The organism is Streptomyces sp. YJ-C3 (genome assembly GCF_053891275.1).
The window spans coordinates 7,623,530-7,640,607 of sequence record NZ_CM132685.1 but is presented as its reverse complement, the minus strand read 5'-3'; the positions used below and the strand labels follow the sequence as shown (position 1 = coordinate 7,640,607).

General features: G+C 72.8%; 14 protein-coding genes. 9 read left to right on the top strand and 5 right to left on the bottom strand.

Translation table 11 applies throughout. From position 1 onward, the window contains the following. The first annotated feature begins 10 nt into the window (after window positions 1-10). Both ACVHNB_RS34495 and ACVHNB_RS34490 read left to right on the top strand, forming a co-directional pair. Window positions 11-958, top strand: a complete 948-nt coding sequence (locus ACVHNB_RS34495; RefSeq protein ID WP_456226677.1) for a DMT family transporter — start codon at window positions 11-13, stop codon at window positions 956-958. Window positions 959-1,047: 89 nt separating this feature from the next. Next, window positions 1,048-2,031, top strand: coding sequence for an alpha/beta fold hydrolase (locus ACVHNB_RS34490; protein ID WP_456226676.1), 984 nt, complete (start codon window positions 1,048-1,050; stop codon window positions 2,029-2,031). Here ACVHNB_RS34490 and ACVHNB_RS34485 read toward each other — a convergent pair. Continuing rightward, on the bottom strand, window positions 2,028-2,501 hold the full coding sequence (locus tag ACVHNB_RS34485) for a GNAT family N-acetyltransferase (protein WP_428954665.1): 474 nt from the start codon (window positions 2,499-2,501) through the stop codon (window positions 2,028-2,030). The genes ACVHNB_RS34490 and ACVHNB_RS34485 overlap by 4 nt on opposite strands. A 33-nt stretch (window positions 2,502-2,534) precedes the next feature. Here ACVHNB_RS34485 and ACVHNB_RS34480 point away from each other — a divergent pair, with 33 nt between their 5' ends. Both ACVHNB_RS34480 and alc read left to right on the top strand, forming a co-directional pair. Beyond that, window positions 2,535-3,452 carry a LysR family transcriptional regulator gene (locus tag ACVHNB_RS34480; RefSeq protein ID WP_428954666.1) on the top strand — a complete coding sequence of 306 codons (918 nt, stop codon included), beginning with the start codon at window positions 2,535-2,537 and terminating at the stop codon, window positions 3,450-3,452. A gap of 76 nt (window positions 3,453-3,528) precedes the next feature. Further along, the gene (gene alc, locus ACVHNB_RS34475; RefSeq protein ID WP_428954667.1) at window positions 3,529-4,668 is read left to right on the top strand and encodes an allantoicase; all 1,140 of its coding nucleotides are present in this window, start codon (window positions 3,529-3,531) and stop codon (window positions 4,666-4,668) included. A gap of 230 nt (window positions 4,669-4,898) precedes the next feature. Here alc and pepN read toward each other — a convergent pair whose 3' ends face one another. Then, a complete protein-coding gene (pepN, locus tag ACVHNB_RS34470; RefSeq protein ID WP_428954668.1) occupies window positions 4,899-7,472 on the bottom strand; it encodes an aminopeptidase N in 2,574 nt (857 codons plus the stop codon). A 122-nt stretch (window positions 7,473-7,594) separates the two neighbouring features. Between pepN and ACVHNB_RS34465 the strand changes: the two genes are divergently transcribed. After that, a complete protein-coding gene (locus tag ACVHNB_RS34465; protein WP_428954669.1) occupies window positions 7,595-8,110 on the top strand; it encodes a DUF1203 domain-containing protein in 516 nt (171 codons plus the stop codon). On the opposite strand, the gene ACVHNB_RS34460 is transcribed toward ACVHNB_RS34465, so the two are convergent. Further along, window positions 8,052-8,960: a LysR family transcriptional regulator gene (locus ACVHNB_RS34460; protein WP_428954670.1), complete on the bottom strand. Its 909-nt coding sequence runs from the start codon at window positions 8,958-8,960 to the stop codon at window positions 8,052-8,054. The genes ACVHNB_RS34465 and ACVHNB_RS34460 overlap by 59 nt on opposite strands. Window positions 8,961-9,051: 91 nt before the next feature. Between ACVHNB_RS34460 and ACVHNB_RS34455 the strand changes: the two genes are divergently transcribed. Next, window positions 9,052-10,254 carry an MFS transporter gene (locus ACVHNB_RS34455; protein WP_428954671.1) on the top strand — a complete coding sequence of 401 codons (1,203 nt, stop codon included), beginning with the start codon at window positions 9,052-9,054 and terminating at the stop codon, window positions 10,252-10,254. 23 nt (window positions 10,255-10,277) lie between these two features. Here the strand turns inward: ACVHNB_RS34455 and ACVHNB_RS34450 are convergent, their stop codons facing one another. Beyond that, complete coding sequence (locus ACVHNB_RS34450) at window positions 10,278-11,297, bottom strand: aspartate-semialdehyde dehydrogenase (RefSeq protein ID WP_428954672.1); 1,020 nt, start codon at window positions 11,295-11,297, stop codon at window positions 10,278-10,280. Between the two features lie 184 nt (window positions 11,298-11,481). Here ACVHNB_RS34450 and ACVHNB_RS34445 point away from each other — a divergent pair, with 184 nt between their 5' ends. Beyond that, entirely contained in the window at window positions 11,482-11,997 is a 516-nt protein-coding gene (locus tag ACVHNB_RS34445; RefSeq protein ID WP_428954673.1) for a sigma-70 family RNA polymerase sigma factor, read from the top strand. A 1-nt stretch (window position 11,998) separates the two neighbouring features. Continuing rightward, window positions 11,999-12,715, top strand: coding sequence for a hypothetical protein (locus tag ACVHNB_RS34440; protein WP_428954674.1), 717 nt, complete (start codon window positions 11,999-12,001; stop codon window positions 12,713-12,715). Between the two features lie 57 nt (window positions 12,716-12,772). On the opposite strand, the gene ACVHNB_RS34435 is transcribed toward ACVHNB_RS34440, so the two are convergent. Further along, complete coding sequence (locus ACVHNB_RS34435; RefSeq protein WP_428954675.1) at window positions 12,773-16,105, bottom strand: S8 family serine peptidase; 3,333 nt, start codon at window positions 16,103-16,105, stop codon at window positions 12,773-12,775. A gap of 315 nt (window positions 16,106-16,420) precedes the next feature. Between ACVHNB_RS34435 and ACVHNB_RS34430 the strand changes: the two genes are divergently transcribed. Further along, the gene (locus ACVHNB_RS34430; protein WP_428954676.1) at window positions 16,421-16,888 is read left to right on the top strand and encodes an NUDIX hydrolase; all 468 of its coding nucleotides are present in this window, start codon (window positions 16,421-16,423) and stop codon (window positions 16,886-16,888) included. Window positions 16,889-17,078: the final 190 nt, after the last annotated feature.

Genomic DNA, 17,078 nt, shown 5'->3' with positions numbered 1-17,078 from the left:
GAGGACTCCGATGGCCGTCCTGGACCGAACCCGCACCCCTGTGGCGCCGAGCGCGGCCCCCGGCCGCGCGGCCGGAGGGCTCGGTGCCGGACTCGCCCTCGCCGCCCTCGCCACCGTCGTCTGGTCCGGCAGCTTCGTCACCTCCCGCGCCCTGCACGACAGCGTGCCGCCGGTCCAGCACGCGTTCTGGCGCTGGATCGTCGCGATCGTGGCGCTCGCCCCGTTCGGGATCCGCGCGGCCTGGCGCGAACGGGCCCTGATACGCAGGCACTTGGGCTACGTCACGCTGGCCGCGCTCCTCGGCGTCACCGTCTACAACACCCTCGTCAACCAGGCGGGACTGACCACCTCCGCCGGCAACATGGGCATGATCATGGCGGCGTCCCCGGTGCTCATGGCGCTGTACGAACGGCTCGGCGGGGCCCGCCTCGGCGCCCGCCGCGTCACCGGAACCCTGCTGGCCTGCGCCGGAGTCGTGCTCCTCGTCAGCAAGGGCTCGCCCACCCCCGACTTCGCCCCCGGCGACCTGTGGGTGGTCGCCGCGGCCGTCTGCTTCGGCTCGTACAGCGCACTGCTGCGCCGCAGGCCCCAGGAGATCGGCGGCGTGGCGTTCCTGTTCGCGACCTTCGTGCTCGGCGCGCTCATGCTGCTGCCCGCGTACGGGGTGAGCCTTGCGGTGCAGGGCGGCTTCGAGGCGCGACCCGGCACCGTCGGCCCGCTGCTGTACGTCGGCGTGGTCTCCTCGGCCGTCGCCTTCTTCGCCTGGAACAAGGCGATCGCGCTGGTGGGCGCCGCCCGCGCCGGAGCCGTCTACTACCTCCAGCCGGTCTGTGTGGCCCTGCTCTCCTACGCCGTGCTCGGCGAGGCGACGGGCTGGGCGCAGCTGCTGTGCATGGGTCTGATCCTGGGCGGCGTCGTGCTCGCCTCGGCGGCCCGGCGACCCGGTGGAACCCGCTGAATTTGCCGGACCGGCAACAAGGCGCGGCGCCGCGGACCGGTCGGGGAGACGATCGGAGCACCGCAGTGCCGCCCCTCCCGGAGGTCCCCATGACGCAGCCGCCCGCCGCCCCGGTCCACCGCCTCGTCCCCACGCCCGCCGGCCGCACCCACCTCGTGGAGCAGGGCACCGGCCCGCTCGTCCTGCTCCTGCACGGCTTCCCCGAGTCCTGGTACTCCTGGCGGCGCCAGCTCCCGGCCCTGGCCGCGGCCGGGTACCGGGCCGTCGCCGTCGACGTCCGCGGATACGGGCGCTCCTCCCGGCCCGCCGCCACCGAGGCCTACCGGATGACGGAACTCGTCGAGGACAGCGCCGCCGTGGTGCGCGCCCTCGGCGAGGAGAGCGCGGTCGTCGTCGGCCACGACTGGGGAGCGAACATCGCCGCGAACTCGGCGCTGCTGCGCCCCGACGTGTTCCGCGCCGTCGGCCTGCTGAGCGTGCCGTACGCGCCGCGCGGCGGACCGCGGCCGAGCGAGGTGTTCGCCGCGATGGCCGGCGGGGAGCAGGAGTTCTACGTCTCGTACTTCCAGGAGCCGGGACGCGCCGAGGCGGAGACCGAGCCGGACGTCCGCGGCTGGCTGGCCGGGTTCTACGCGGCGCTGTCCGCCGACACGATGCCCGGCCCGGACGCCCCCGACCCGCACTTCGTCCCGCGCGGCGGCCGGCTGCGGGACCGCTTCCCCGCGGCAGGCCGGCTGCCCGGCTGGCTCGACGAGGACGAACTCGACGTCTACGCGGACGAGTTCGAACGCACCGGGTTCGGCGGCGCCCTCGCGCGCTACCGGAACATGGACCGCGACTGGGCCGACCTGGAGCCCTACGACGGCGCTCCCGTCCCGCAGCCGTCCCTCTTCGTCGGCGGCGCGCGCGACGCGTCCACGATGTGGCTCGCCGACGCGATCGACGCCTTCCCGAAGACCCTGCCCGGACTCGTCGCCTCGCACGTCCTCGACGGGGCCGGGCACTGGATCCAGCAGGAGCGGGCCGACGAGGTCAACCGGCTGCTGGTGGAATGGCTGGCCGCCCTTCCCTAGGCGTCGCCGAGGTCGGCCTCCATCAGCGGCAGCACCCGGCCCGGCACCGACCCCGACGGGATCGTGCCGACCCGCCGCCCGCCCATCGCCTCGTAGAACGGCACGGCGTTCGGGTCCGCCGCCCAGCCGAACCGGGCGAAACCCGCGGCCCGTGCCGTGGCGCGCACCTGGTCGAACAGGAGACGGCCCACGCCGCAGCCCATCGCGTCCGGGTCGACGAACATCAGTCCCAACTCGCCCCGCGGCGGCCGCCCTTCGAGCGTCGCGAAGCCGAGCACCCGCCCGTCCCGGTCCTCGGCCACCACCGTCCGCCGCTCCGCGACCTCGTCCGCCCCGAGCGTCAGCTCGGCCACGCACGCCGCCATGAAGTCCGCGTCGTACCCCCAGTGCGCCTTCGACCGCAGGGCCAGCGCGCTCAGCCGCTCCGCCTCGTCCGGGCGGCCCGCCCGGATCCGTACCGTCTGCTGCATGACGCCAGCCTAGGCCGGGTTACTTTGTGCCGTATGAGCGAGCGAGGGCCGAGGCCGGACCGGTGGGACGTCAAGAAGCTGGTCATCCTGCGCACCCTGCGCGAGCGCGGCACCGTCACCGCCACCGCGCAGGCCCTCCTCATGACGCCCTCCGCCGTCTCGCAGCAGCTCACCAATCTGGCGAAACAGCTCGGGGTGCCGCTCCTGGAAGCACAGGGGCGCCGGGTGCGGCTCACCGACGCGGCGCATCTCGTACTGGGACACGCGGAAGCCGTCTTCGCCCAACTGGAGCGCGCCGACGCCGAGTTGGCGTCCTACGTGCACGGGGAGTCGGGGACGGTGCGGGTCGCCGCGTTCTCCACCGCCGTGCCCGCCCTCGTCGTGCCCGCCGTACGGGCGCTGCGCACCGCCCACCCCGGGATCACCGTCCGGGTCCGCGAGGCCGAGGCCGCGCAGGCCTACGAGCTGCTCGCGTCCGGCGACGTCGACCTCGCCCTCTCGCTCGCCGCGCACGCGCCGACGGCCCGCGACCCCAAGTTCACCCGGGTCCCGCTGCTCGCCGACCCGCTCGACGTGGCCCTGCCGGTCGGGCATCGGCTGGCGAAGGAGCCGGGCCTGCGGCTCGCCGACCTCGCCGGGGAGCCGTGGATCTTCGGCGGGTCCGGGCCCTGGTCCGAGATCACCATCGCCGCGTGCGAGGCCGCGGGGTTCGTGCCCGAGCAGGCGCACAGCGCGGCCGGCTGGACGGCGATCCTGGCCATGGTCGAGGCAGGGATGGGGGTCGCGCTCGTACCGCGGATGGCGGCCGCGCGCCGCGACGGCGTCGTGATGTGCGCGCTGGGCGCCGACCGTCCCGTACGGCATGTGGTGGCGGCCGTGCGCTCAGGCGCCGAGGAGGGGGCGACGGTGCGGCGGGTGCTGGACGCGCTGCGCGTGGAGCACGCCACGTGATCGTTCAGCTCAGCTGAAAAGGAATATCGAAAACATTCGATGGACCTGTGCGGTCGCCGCGTTCGACAGTGGGCGCATGACGACGACCCCCGCGACACCTGCCGAGACCGCCGACCCGCACGCCAACGACGCCGCGCCCTACGGCGGCGGCGACCCGTACGCCGACTACCGCGCCTTCGGTGACGCCTCCGCCTTCGCCGAGCTGGTCGACCTCGCCGACCGGCGGCTCGGCGCGGGCGTCATCGCCGCCAACGACGAGTTCTTCGCCGAGCGCGAGAACCTCCTCGTGCGCGAGCGGGCCGTCTTCGACCCCGAGCACTTCGGGCACAAGGGCAAGATCATGGACGGCTGGGAGACCCGCCGCCGCCGCGGCACCGCCGACTCGCCCTTCCCCGCCCCCGAGGACCACGACTGGGCGATCGTCCGCCTCGGCGCCCCCGGCGTGATCCGCGGCGTCATCGTCGACACCGCGCACTTCCGCGGCAACTACCCGCAGCGCGTGAGCATCCAGGCCACCTCAGTGCCCGGCACCCCGAGCCCCGAGGACCTGCTCGCCGACGACGTGAAGTGGGAGGAGATCGTCCCGCGCAGCCAGGTCCGCGGCCACGCGGCGAACGCCTTCACGGTCACCTCCGAGCGGCGCTACACGCACCTCCGCGTCTGCCAGCACCCCGACGGCGGCATCGCCCGCCTGCGCGTCCACGGCGAGGTCGTCCCGGACCCCGAGTGGCTCGACCTGCTCGGCACGTTCGACCTGCTCTCGGTCCTCAACGGCGGGGTGTACGAGGACGCGTCCGACAAGTTCTACTCGTCGCCGACCCAGATCATCCTGCCCGGCACCTCCCGCAAGATGGACGACGGCTGGGAGAACCGGCGCCGCCGCGTCCACGGCACCAACGACTGGGTCCGCTTCCGCCTCGCCGCGCAGGGCGCCATCCGCGCCGTCGAGATCGACACGGCCTACCTGAAGGGCAACTCGGCGGGCTGGATCGCGCTGAGCGGCCGCAACGGCGAGACCGGCGAATGGTTCGAGATCATCCCCCGCACCCGCCTCCAGCCCGACACCCTCCACCGCTTCCCGCTCGCCGCACAGGCCGTCGTCACGCACGTACGCCTGGACGCCTTCCCCGACGGCGGCGTCGCCCGCATGCGGCTGCACGGCGTCCTGACGGAAGAGGGCCGGGCGACGCTCCGCGAGCGCTTCCACCGCGGGTGACGTGATCCGTCGCGGGGTGCGGCTTTCGTCGTGGCCGGTCGCGTAGTTCCCCGCGCCCGTGGAGCATGCGGCTGCGCCGCTGCTCCCTCGATGAGATGCCGCACGCAGTGCGCATCTCAGGGGCGCGGGGAACTGCGCGACCAGCCCCCACCGGCCCGTGGCCCGGGACGGACCGAGGTCACTCGGGCGGTGCGAGGCCCGGAAAGACGGACCCCGCACCGGCCGGAGGCCTACGCGTCGGCGACCTGCGCCTTCAGGGCCCGCTCGACCCCGGCCCGCGACTCCGACACCAGCCGCCGCAGCGCAGCGCTCGGCTCCGCCGAGTCCAGCCAGTCGGCCGTCTTCGCGAGCGTGTCCTCGGAGACCTGGACCGACGGGTACAGGCCGACCGCGATCTGCTGCGCCATCTCGTGCGAGCGCGAGTCCCACACGTCCTTGAGCGCCTCGAAGTACTTGTCCGCGTACGGCGCGAGCAGCTCACGCTGGTCGGTCTGGACGAAGCCGCCGATCACCGCTTCCTGCACCGCGTTCGGCAGCTGGTCGGACTCGACGACCGAGGCCCAGGCCTCCGCCTTCGCCTCCGGCGTCGGACGCGCGGCACGGGCGGTCGCCGCGTGCCGCTCACCGGCCGCCGTGCGGTCCCGCTCGTACTCCGTGGTGATCTCCGCCTCGTCGAAGCGGCCGACCGCCGCGAGCCGCTGCACGAACGCCCAGCGCAGCTCCGTGTCGACGGCCAGGCCCTCGATGGTCTGGGAGCCCTCCAGCAGACCGTCCAGCAGGTCGAGCTGCTCCGGCGTGCGGGCCGTCGCCGCGAACGCCCGGGCCCACGCCAGCTGGTGGTCACCGCCCGCCTCGGCGGTCCGCAGATGGGTCAGCGCCGCCTCGGTCCAGCGGGCCAGCAGCGCGTCACGGTGGGAAGGGGCCGCGTACAGGTCGATCGCCAGCTTCACCTGGCGGTGCAGCGACTGCACGACGCCGATGTCGGACTCCTTGGCGATGCCGGACAGCACCAGGTCCAGGTAGGCGCTGGTGGACAGCTCCGCGTCGCGCGTCATGTCCCAGGCCGACGCCCAGCACAGGGCACGCGGCAGCGAGGACTCGAAGTCGCCGAGGTGCTCGGTGACGACCCGCAGCGAGTCCTCGTCGAGACGGACCTTCGCGTACGACAGGTCGTCGTCGTTGAGCAGGATCACGGCCGGCCGGTGCTTGCCGACGAGCTCGGGCACGGGCGTCGACTCGCTCGCGGTGACGTCGAGTTCGAGGCGCTCGCCGCGCAGCAGCTTGCCGCTGTCGTCGTCGAGGTCGTACAGGCCGATCGCGATGCGGTGCGGCCGCAGCGTCGAGGTGCCCTTCGCGCCCTCGGGCAGCGCCGGGGCCTCCTGGCGGATCGCGAACGACGTGATGACACCGTGCTCGTCGGTCTCGATCTCCGGGCGCAGCACGTTGATGCCGGCCGTCTCCAGCCACGCCTTCGACCAGGCCTTCAGGTCCCGGCCGCTGGTCTCCTCCAGAGCGCCGAGCAGGTCGGACAGGCGGGTGTTCCCGAACGCGTGCCGCTTGAAGTACGCCTGCACGCCCTGGAAGAACTCGTCCATGCCGACGTACGCGACGAGCTGCTTGAGGACGCTCGCGCCCTTGGCGTACGTGATGCCGTCGAAGTTGACGAGCACGTCGTCGAGGTCGTTGATCTCGGCCATGATCGGGTGCGTGGAGGGCAGCTGGTCCTGCCGGTAGGCCCACGTCTTCATGGAGTTGGCGAACGTGGTCCACGAGTGCGGCCACTTCGACTCCGGCGCGTACGCCTGGCAGGCGGCCTCGGCGTAGGTGGCGAACGACTCGTTCAGCCACAGGTCGTTCCACCACTCCATGGTGACCAGGTCGCCGAACCACATGTGCGCCAGCTCGTGCAGGATCGTCGCCGCCCGCACCTCGTACGCGGCGTCCGTCACCTTCGAGCGGAACACGTACTGGTCGCGGATGGTGACCGCGCCCGCGTTCTCCATCGCGCCCGCGTTGAACTCCGGCACGAACAGCTGGTCGTACTTCGCGAACGGGTACGCGTAGTCGAACTTCTCCTGGAACCAGTCGAAGCCCTGCCGTGTCACCTCGAAGATCGCGTCCGAGTCGAGGTGCTCGGCCAGCGAGGGACGGCAGTAGATGCCGAGCGGCACCGACTGCCCCGTCTCGGCGTTCTCGTACGAGGAGTGCACCGAGTGGTACGGGCCGACGATCAGCGCCGTGATGTACGTCGACATGCGCTGCGTCGGCTCGAAGACCCAGACGTCGTCCTTGGGTTCCGGCGTCGGCGCGTTCGAGATCACGGTCCAGCCGCTCGGCGCCTTCACGGTGAACTGGAAGGTGGCCTTCAGGTCCGGCTGCTCGAACGAGGCGAACACACGCCGCGCGTCCGGCACCTCGAACTGCGTGTACAGGTAGGCCTGCTGGTCGACGGGGTCGACGAAACGGTGCAGCCCCTCGCCGGTGTTCGTGTACGCGCAGTCGGCGACCACCCGCAGCTCGTTCGGCCCCTGCTCCAGGTGCTTCAGCGCGATGCGCGAGTCACGGAACACGGCGGCCACGTCCAGCGAGCGCCCGTTCAGCACCGCCTCGTGCACGGCCGGGGCGACGAGATCGATGAAGGTCTCGGCGCCGCCCTCCGCGCTGTCGAAGCGCACGGTGGTCACCGACCGGTACGTGCCGCCCTCCTGCGCGCCGGAGAGGTCGAGATCGATCTCGTACGAGTCAACGGTGAGCAGCTTCGCCCGCGCTTGCGCCTCTACGCGGGTCAGATTGGTGCCAGGCACGCGGTCATCTCCTAGTGCGGTCTACGTTTGTGACGTTTCCGGCCATCCTTCCACGCGGGGTACGGCAACGCGATGTCCGTTTTCCGCCGGTGAACACGCGGGCGCGGAGCGAGCCTGAAGCCATGACCAGGTACACCGCTCTGCCCATCGACGCCACCGCCCTCAAGGAACTCCGGACCACCGACGACGCGGGCCGCCCCTGCGTCCCGTACGCCGCCACCGGCGACGACGCGGGCTCCCCGCTGCGCTGCTGCCTCCGGCCGGTCCGCGAGGGCGAGCGCATCGCCCTCGTCTCGTACGCGCCCCTGCGCCGCTGGGCCGCGCGGACCGGCGCGGACCCGGGCGCCTACGACGAACAGGGCCCGGTCTTCCTGCACGCCGACGACTGCGGCGGCCCCGCGCCCGACCCGGACCACTACCCCTTCGACCGCCCCGGCGCCCTGCGCACCCTGCGCCGCTACGACGCCCGCGGCCACATCGCCGGCGGCCGCCTCCTGGAGATCCCGTCCGACGCCACGACCGCATTCGACGCGGCCCTCGACGAGGCGTTCACCGACCCGGCCGTGGTACTCGTGCACGTCAGGGCGGTGGAGTACGGCTGCCTGCACTTCGCGGTGCGTCGCCCGCCGACGCACTGAGCGCCGCCGCGAAGGCCCGCACCCGCGCCGTCTCCCCGTCGCGGTGCCACACCACGCCGAGCTCCGAGTCCGGCAGCCCGGCGACCGGCACGTGCACCACGTCCCGCCGCCCGTGGTACTCCGCGGTGGGGCGGCACAGCAGCATCGCCCCGCGCCCCGCCGCGACCAGCGTCAGACCCTCCTGGAGCGTGCGCACCCGGGGACCCGGCGCGGCCGTCGGGGCGTGGGCCGCACGCCAGTACGCGGGCGCCGGGCCCGCCGCCCCGATCAACGGGGCGGCGGCCAGTTCGGCCGCGTCCACCCCGGTCCGGGCCGCGAACGGATGGCGTACCGACACCGCGACGTTCTGCCGCTCGCGCGAGAACGTCGGGCCGAGCACCAGGTCCGGCTCCTCGACCGGCAGCAGCACGATCGCCAGGTCCACCTCCCGGTGCCGCACCGCGCCGAACGGATCCGCGAACGGCACCTCCACGATCTCCGTCGCACAGGCCGGATGCCGCTCCTGGAACAGCGCCAGCGCCGCCGTCAGCCGCTCGTCCGCGGTCCCCTGGAAGCCGACCCGCAGCCGCCCCGCCACCCCGCGCGCCGCCTCCCGGGCCCGCTCCACGGCACTGCCCAACTCCTCGTAAGCGGGCCGGAGTTCGGACAGGAAGCGGTCGCCGAGCGGAGTGAGCCGCACCCGCCGGCTGGTCCGCTCCACGAGCCGCGCCCCCACCCGCCGCTCCAGCGCGGCCAGCAGCTGGCTGACCCGGGACTGCGACACGTACAGCCGCTCACCGGCCCGCCCGAAGTGCAGCTCCTCGGCGACCGCGAGGAAGGCCTCCAGCTCCTTCAGCTCCAGACCCGGCACGCGTCCCCCTCGACGATCGATGAGCCCCGCTCATAGAAGGGTGAGCTCTTCGCCGTTGTTCCCGGCGCCCGCCCGGCGAAGCCTTGATCCCATGCACACCGGTACCGAACTCCCCGCCCCGGCAGACGTCTTGTCTCCCGCCCGCGCACGCGGCGCCGTCCTCGCGCTCGCCCTCGCCACCTTCACCGTCGTGACCGGGGAGATGCTGCCCGTCGGACTGCTCAGCCCGCTCGCCGCGGGACTCCACCGGTCGGAGGGCGCCGTCGGACTCGCCGTCACCCTCCCCGGGATCGTCGCCGCCTGCGCCGCGCCGCTGCTGCCGCTCGCCGCCCGCGCCACCGACCGCCGCACCGTCCTCACCGCACTCCTCGTCCTGCTCGGCGCCGCCCACACCCTGTCCGCCCTCGCCCCGGACCTGCCCGCCCTGCTCGCCGCCCGTGCCCTCGTCGGCATCTGCATCGGCGGGGTCTGGGCGCTCGCGGCGGGGCTCGCGCCCCGGCTCGTACCGGCCGAGCGCGTCGGACGGGCCACGGCCGTCGTCTTCAGCGGCATCGCCGTCGCCTCCGTCGCCGGCCTGCCCGCGGGCACCTTCCTCGGTGAACTCACCGGCTGGCGCTGGCCGTTCGTGGCCGGGGGCGCCCTCGCGCTCACCGCCGCCGTACTGCTGCGCGCCGCGCTCCCGCCGCTGCCCGCCGCACGCGCTGCCCGCCCCGCCGCCCTGCTCGCCCCGCTGCGGACGGGCCGCGTCCGGCGCGGACTCGCCGTCCTGCTGCTCCTCGTGACCGGGCACTTCGCCGCGTACACCTATGTGCGCCCGCTCCTGGAACGCGTACCGGACCTCGACCCGCAGCTCGTCGGCGCCCTGCTCCTCGCGTACGGCGTCGCGGGCATCGCCGGCACTTTCCTCGGCGGCGCCCTCGCGGCCCGTGCCCCGCGCCGCACCCTCACCGCCCTCGCCGCCGCGCTCGGCACCGGCACGCTGCTGCTCGTGCCCGCGGGCGGCTCGCTCCTCGCGTCCGCCGCGCTGCTGTGCGCCTGGGGCCTGGCCTACGGCGGTGTCTCCGTGGCGGGCCAGAACTGGCTGGCCGCCGCCGCTCCGGCCGGGGCCCGCGAGGCCGTGTCGGGGCTGTTCGCCGGGGTCTTCAACTGCGCGATCGCGCTCGGCGCGCTCACCGGGGGCGTCACCGTCGACCGGCTCGGCGTGACCTCGGTGCTCTGGCTCGGCGGGGCGCTGGCGCTCGGAGCGGCCGCGACGGGCGCCCACGCACGAGGGGCGGCCACCGGCATCCGGTGACCGCCCCTCGCGCGACGGAGGAACTACTTGGCGGACAGCTCCTGCGCCACCAGCTCCGCGATCTGCACCGCGTTCAGCGCGGCACCCTTGCGGAGGTTGTCGTTCGAGATGAACAGGGACAGGCCGTTGTCGACCGTCTCGTCACCGCGGATGCGGCCCACGAAGGACGCGTCCTTGCCCGCGGCCTGCAGCGGCGTCGGGATGTCGGACAGCTCCACGCCCGGGGCGTTCGCGAGCAGCTCGGTGGCGCGCTCGGTGCTGAGGGGGCGGGCGAAGCGGGCGTTGACCTGGAGCGAGTGGCCGGAGAAGACCGGGACGCGCACGCAGGTGCCGGAGACCTTCAGGCCCGGGATCTCCAGGATCTTGCGGGACTCGTTGCGGAGCTTCTGCTCCTCGTCCGTCTCGTTCAGACCGTCGTCGACGATGGCGCCCGCGAGCGGCAGCACGTTGAACGCGATGGGGCGCTTGTAGACGTCCGGCTCGGGGAAGTCGACGGCCTCGCCGTCGTGCGTCAGCTTGTCGGCGTCGGCGACCACCTTCTGCGCCTGCCCGTGCAGCTCGGCCACACCGGCCAGACCCGAACCGGAGACCGCCTGGTACGTGGCGACGACGAGGGCCTCCAGGCCCGCCTCGTCGTGCAGCGGACGCAGCACCGGCATCGCGGCCATCGTCGTGCAGTTCGGGTTGGCGATGATGCCCTTGGGGCGGTCCGCGATCGCGTGCGGGTTGACCTCGGAGACGACGAGCGGCACCTCGGGGTCCTTGCGCCAGGCCGAGGAGTTGTCGATGACGACGGCGCCCTGCGAGGCGACCTTCTCCGCGAGGGCCTTGGACGTGGCGCCGCCGGCGGAGAACAGCACGATGTCCAGGCCCGTGTAGTCGGCCGTCGAGGCGTCCTCGACCGTCACGCCGTCCACGACCGAGCCGGCGCTGCGCGCCGAGGCGAACAGACGCAGCTCGTCGACGGGGAAGGCACGCTCGACGAGGATCTTGCGCATGACCGTGCCGACCTGACCGGTGGCTCCGACGATTCCGACCTTCACAGGGGTTCCTCCGTGCTTGCGTGCGGCCATCCGGCCTGGCGGGTGCGTCCATGATGCGTCTGTCCAGGCCCGCCTTGTCCAATCGATTGTCCGCGGAACGGGACACGTGGGGTTCACCACAGGTGGAGGCGAACGTTCCGGGTGCCTGCCGCGTCGTAGGCCACACGCGGGGAGGGGAGGGGCAGTGCTGCGCAGAAAACCCGGGGGTCGGCCGGACGACCCCCTGGACGCCGCCGTCGAGGACCGGGTGCGGGCGGTCCTGTCGCTGGGCGGGGTCCCGTACGCCGATCTGCCGGACGGCGTCCAGCAGGTGCGGCTGCGGCTCCTGGAGCGGGCCGCGAAGGGGCAGGAGGCGCCGCGCGACGTCTCGGCGTGGGCGGCGGTCGTCGCCTCGAACCTCGCCATGGACTGGCACCGGGCCCGCCGCCGCCAGGAACGCCTGGGGGAGCGGCTCGCCTCGCTGCGCCAGGAGGACTCCCGGGACGCCGCCGACACCCGCGTCCTCTCGCTCGCGGTCGCCCAGGGCCTCGACGCGCTCCCGGACCAGCAGCGGCAGGTGGTCGTGCTGCGCTTCTACGCCGATCTGCCGGTCCGGGACATCGCGGCCGAGCTCGGGGTGCCCGAGGGCACCGTCAAGAGCCGGCTGCACACGGCGGTCCGCCTGCTGCGGGCCTGCCTGCACGAACAGGAGGTGGTGTGACGTGGAGAACAGCGCACGGGAGGACCAGCTCCTCCTGCTGGCCGTGAGCGGGGAACCGCTGCCCGACGACGACCCCGACGCCGCGGCCGTCGCGGCGGACGTCGCGCTGCTGCGGGACCAGGTCCGCGGCCTGGGCGACGCGCTCGCGGCCCGAGAGGCCCCGAAGCGGGCCGCCGTGCCCGCCCCGCCGGTCCGCCGCCGCCGGGCGCTGCGCCTCGCGGCCGGCGGGCTCGTCGCGGCCTGCGGTCTGTCGGTGGCGACCGGGCTGGTGTGGCTCCTCGCACAGAGCGGCACCATGAACCAGACGAGCGGCGCGTCGGACAAGTCGGCCGCCGACAGCGGCAAGTCGGCGGGCGGCGCGAACGCCGACATGTCCCCGGAGGGCTTCGTGGCCTGCTCCCGGGTCATCGCCGAGGGCACGGTGGTGAAGGTGGAGCAGATCCCGGGCACCGGCCAGGACCGGATCACGCTCCGCGTCACCCGGTCCGTCAAGCCGGAGTCGGGGGCCGCGAAGACCCTCACGTTCCCGATGGACCACGACGTGGACCCCCGCCTGAAACCGGGCGACCGGCCGCTGATCACCATCCCCCTGGGCGGCCGGCAGCCCGACAACTGGTCCCTGGGCAAGGACCGCGAGCGCCTGCGCACGATGGTGCTGAAGGCCCTGCCGGGCTCCCGCGCCCTCCACTGCGACCGGGCGCCGGGCCCGGGCACCTGAGACACGGAAAGGGGCGGCCGCCACCGGCGACCGCCCCTCTCCGCTCAGGTCATGCCGTTACGGCGTGACCTTCTCGATCTTCACGCTGCCGACGCCCGCGGCGACACCGCGCTCGTTGAGCAGCCGCACCTGGCCGAAGAACTCCCGGCCCTCCGGCGCGGCGGCCGCGGCCGTGACCTCGGCGGCGACGTCCGTGGACGCCCCGTTGGCCAGCGACACGGACGTCGACTCGTCGACCTTCACCGTGCCGAGCGACGGCGAGAAGAAGACGTCGACGTAGTCGTACGCGGTCGAACCGGACGGCACCGAGTACCCGGCGACCTCCACCGTGTACGTACCGGCGGCCGGCTTCGCGATGCTCACGGCCTCCTCCGAGTCACCGTCGGCCGACGTCCCGACGACGTTGCCGTCCTTGTCGTAGACCGTCAGGTCGAGGTCGGCGGCCTGGTCGGAGACGTTGCCGATGGACACGTCGAGCTTCTCGGCGCCCGCGGGCACCTCGACCGTCGACGTCTGCGTCGCGCCGTCCGCGATGGTGGGCCGCGCCGACTTCGACGAGCCGAGCGGACCGCCCTGCAGCTTCCCGCCGGAGATGGCGGCGAAGTCGTTCGTCACCTTCCAGTCGACGGCGGCCGGCGTGCCGACCTTCGCCTCGGGCAGCGTCTGCACGGCCGGGTCGAAGGACGCGCCGAGCACCGAGGCGTCCAGCGTGTACGGGTTGTCGAGCAGCGGCGACGTACGGCGCGACTCGACCTCGATCTCCCAGACACCGGCCTGCGGGTCCGCGTACGAACGCAGGTCCGGGCGGCAGGTGTTGGCCGGGTTGTTGTAGTTCGGGTAGCAGCTCGGCGTCGACGTGTCGTCGACCGGGACGCCGTACGGGTGGATGGAGATGAAGCGGGTCTGGCTCGTGTCCTTGAGCCCGCTCATCCGCACCTGCAGCGCCTTGGCGCCCTCGGGCACCGTCAGGAAGTACGACTTGGTGCTGTTGCGCTGCACCGAACCCTTGTCGCTGAACGTGTACGACGGCTTGGCCAGCGGCTTCGAGACGACGACGGTCGCCAGGACCTGCTGGTCGACGCCCTCGGTCCGCGGGTCGTCCACCCGCAGGATGGCGCTGCGCAGCCCGGCCGATTCCGGCCTGGCCTGCACCTGCACGGTGACGGCCTTGTTCAGCGGCAGCCAGACGCTGCTCGACCCGGCGATGCGGAACGTGTCACCGGAGTTGTTCTTCAGCGACAGCTTGTGCAGCACCGGCTTCGCGGACCCGGAGGTGCGGGTGATGGTCACGTCGTACGTCTTGCGCTGGCCGGCCTTCAGGCCGCCCTCGCGGTCGTAGATGCCGGTGCCGAAGCCCGGCGTCTTGAGCGCGTAGTCGATCGCGGTGTCGACGGGTGCCTTCACGGTGTACGTGTGCGCGCTCGCCCCGTCCTCGATCGCGTCCCACGCGTCCTCGATGTCGATGAGGCCGGAGCCCTCGGCGTACGCCTGCTCGCCCGAGATGTGGTCCGCGGTCGAGGTGAGCGCGGTGCGCAGCGCCGCCGGGGTCAGGTCGATGCGCTCACGCTTGGCGGCCGACAGCAGCAGCGCGGAGGCACCGGCGGCCTGCGGCGACGCCATCGAGGTGCCCTGCAGCATGGAGTAGCCGGCCGGCAGCGAGTAGCCCGCCTCGGCGACCGGCGAACCGGGCAGCCAGGTCTGGGTCGTGTTGATCGCCGCACCGGGCGCGGTGATGGTCGGCGTGAAGCCGCCGTCCTCGCGCGGGCCGCGCGACGAGAACGGCATCATCGCGTACGACTTCTCCACCTTGGAGCCGTAGTTGGCGGCCCAGGTGTCCTTGGAGATCGAGGCGCCGACGGAGATGACCTTGTCCGCCAGGCCCGGGTCGCCGATGGTGTTCGCGCCGGGGCCGGAGTTGCCGGCCGAGATCACGAGCTGCACGCCGTACTGGTCGATGAGGCGCGTGTACAGCTCGGAGCGGGCGTTGTTGCCGTCGTTCAGCGCGGGCAGACCGCCGATCGACATGTTCACGATGTCCACGCCGCGCTTGGTGACGAGGTCGATCATGCCCTCGGTGAGCGCCACGTTGGTGCAGCCGCCCGACCAGGTGCAGGCGCGCGAGGAGACGATCTTCGCGCCCGGCGCCGCACCGTTCATGTTCTTGTTGCCGAACAGCGAGTTGGCCGCGGTGATGCCCGCGACGTGCGTGCCGTGCTCGGACTCGATGACGCCGATGTTGACGAAGTCGCGCTTCTGGCCGACCCAGTCACCGCCGTACGGGTCCATGGGGACGTCCTTGCGGATCTCCACGACGAACGGCTGCCGCTCCACGACATCGGTGGACGGGTCGTCCTTGCCGAAGTAGCCGATCTGGTAACCGTCCTTGTACGGCTTCATCGGGGTGTCGTCGGTGAAGTCGCCGTTGTCGTTCAGGTCGACCGTGACGGTCCCGGCCTTGGCGTCGTACAGGACGCCCCACTTGTCGGTGGTGTCGCCGTCGCGGTTCGCGTCGCCCTTGGCGTCGCCGCCCGCGGTGGCCGCCTCCGAGAAGACGCTGATGCCGTACGAGCCCGAAGCGGCCTTCCAGGTACGGCCGCTGTACGTGAACGTGGGCCCGGTCACCGAGGTGACCATCGGCCGCCACGTGCCGTCGCCGTCCACGATCGGGTCGGTCGCGGTGACCCAGTCGACGATCTTGCGCTCGCCGGTCGTGGTCTTCTGCAGCGCCGGGTGACCCAGGTCGACACCGGAGTCGAGGATGCCGATGGTGACGCCGCGGCCGTCCGCCTTCGGGTTGTCCTTCACGAAGTCGACGGCGCCCGTCTCGAAGGACGGGTTGTACGGGTTCTTGGCGGGGGTGTTCTTCCCGGGCCCGCTGTACGTCCCGGTGGCCTTGCGGGACGCGCCCTTGGCGGAGTCGGCCGCCGGGGTCGGGTCGTCGAGCTCGATCTCCTGGCGCAGGTCGATGCCGTGCACGGAGTCGAGCTTCGCGGCGGCCTCGATGGCGGCCTCGGCCCGGCCCGTCGGCAGGGTGGCCCGCACATAGCCGAGCTTGTCGTAGGTGCGGCCCACGGAGCCGCCCTTGACCGCGTCGAGCTGCTCGGCCACCTGCTCGGTGGCGCCCGGGGCGGTGGCGACCATGAGGGTCACGTTCTTCTTGCCGTCGGCCTTGGCGTCGGCGAGCAGCTCCGCGTCGTGCGAACCGAGCTTTTCGCCGGCCGACTTGACGGCGGGGTCTGCGGTCGGAGCGGCGGCGGAGTCGGAGTCCGCGGCGAGGGCCATGGGTATCGGCCCGGCCGCGGTGAGCGCGGCCACCAGGCCTGCGGCGGCCGCGAGCCGGGCCGCACGTCTCGCGCCGGATATCGGAGCGCGCTGGGGATCGGGGGTCATCAGCATCCCTGTACGTGAAGGTGAGACAACGAGGGCTGTTCGAAAGGGCTCCGGAATTCGGTGCCGGATGACCGCTCAGCTTTACGTAAGTGACCACAGTTTGGGGAGAGTTGCCCGAGACGGGTTGAAGCCATGGCGTACTTCCGCCATACGCCACACGGCGCAAAACCCCCGCTATCCGGACGTAGTCGCGCGCTTCTTTGAAGACCCGGTGGAGATCTTGAACTCTCCGTGGTTCCGCCCGTACGCGAGGTGCCGTAAAGGCGCGCGGTCACATCCCCTGCGCGGCGGCCCGGATGCCTCTAGCGTCGGGGGATGCACAAAGAGCTGAGGGTGGCGGCGTACGCCGTGTGCGTGCGCGGCGGACAGATCCTGCTCGCCCGCTGGGTCGCGGGCGACGGCAGCAAGCGCTGGACCCTGCCCGGCGGCGGCATGGACCACGGCGAGGACCCGTACGACACGGTCATCCGTGAAGTGGACGAGGAGACCGGCTACTGCGTCGACCCCGTCACCTTCCTCGGCGTCCACTCCGTACTGCGCCGCTACCCCCGCAAGCTCGGCACGGTCGCCGACTTCCACGGCCTGCGCCTCGTCTACGAGGGCACCGTCACCGGCGGCACCCTGCGCCACGAACAGGACGGCTCCACGGACATGGCGGCCTGGCACGACCTCGACGCGGTCCCCGGCCTGCCGCGGGTCGAACTCGTCGACGTCGGACTCCGGCTCTGGCGCGAGCGCCCGCCTGCCGGGCACGTCGTTCCCCGGAAAGTGAACACAGAGTGACAGCGAGGGGGGCGAGTTCCCACCCGTGCATGACAAGACGGGCCGCCCCCCGGCTCCCCGCCGCCGCACGGTGATCCACGTACCGTGATCGGCGCTGCGCGTTGCGTCGCCGTTAACGCGCAGGCCATCCCCGATGCCAACGATCCAGTACGAGCGGGAGGTTCGGCCCGGACCCCGGTGCCGCCCACCC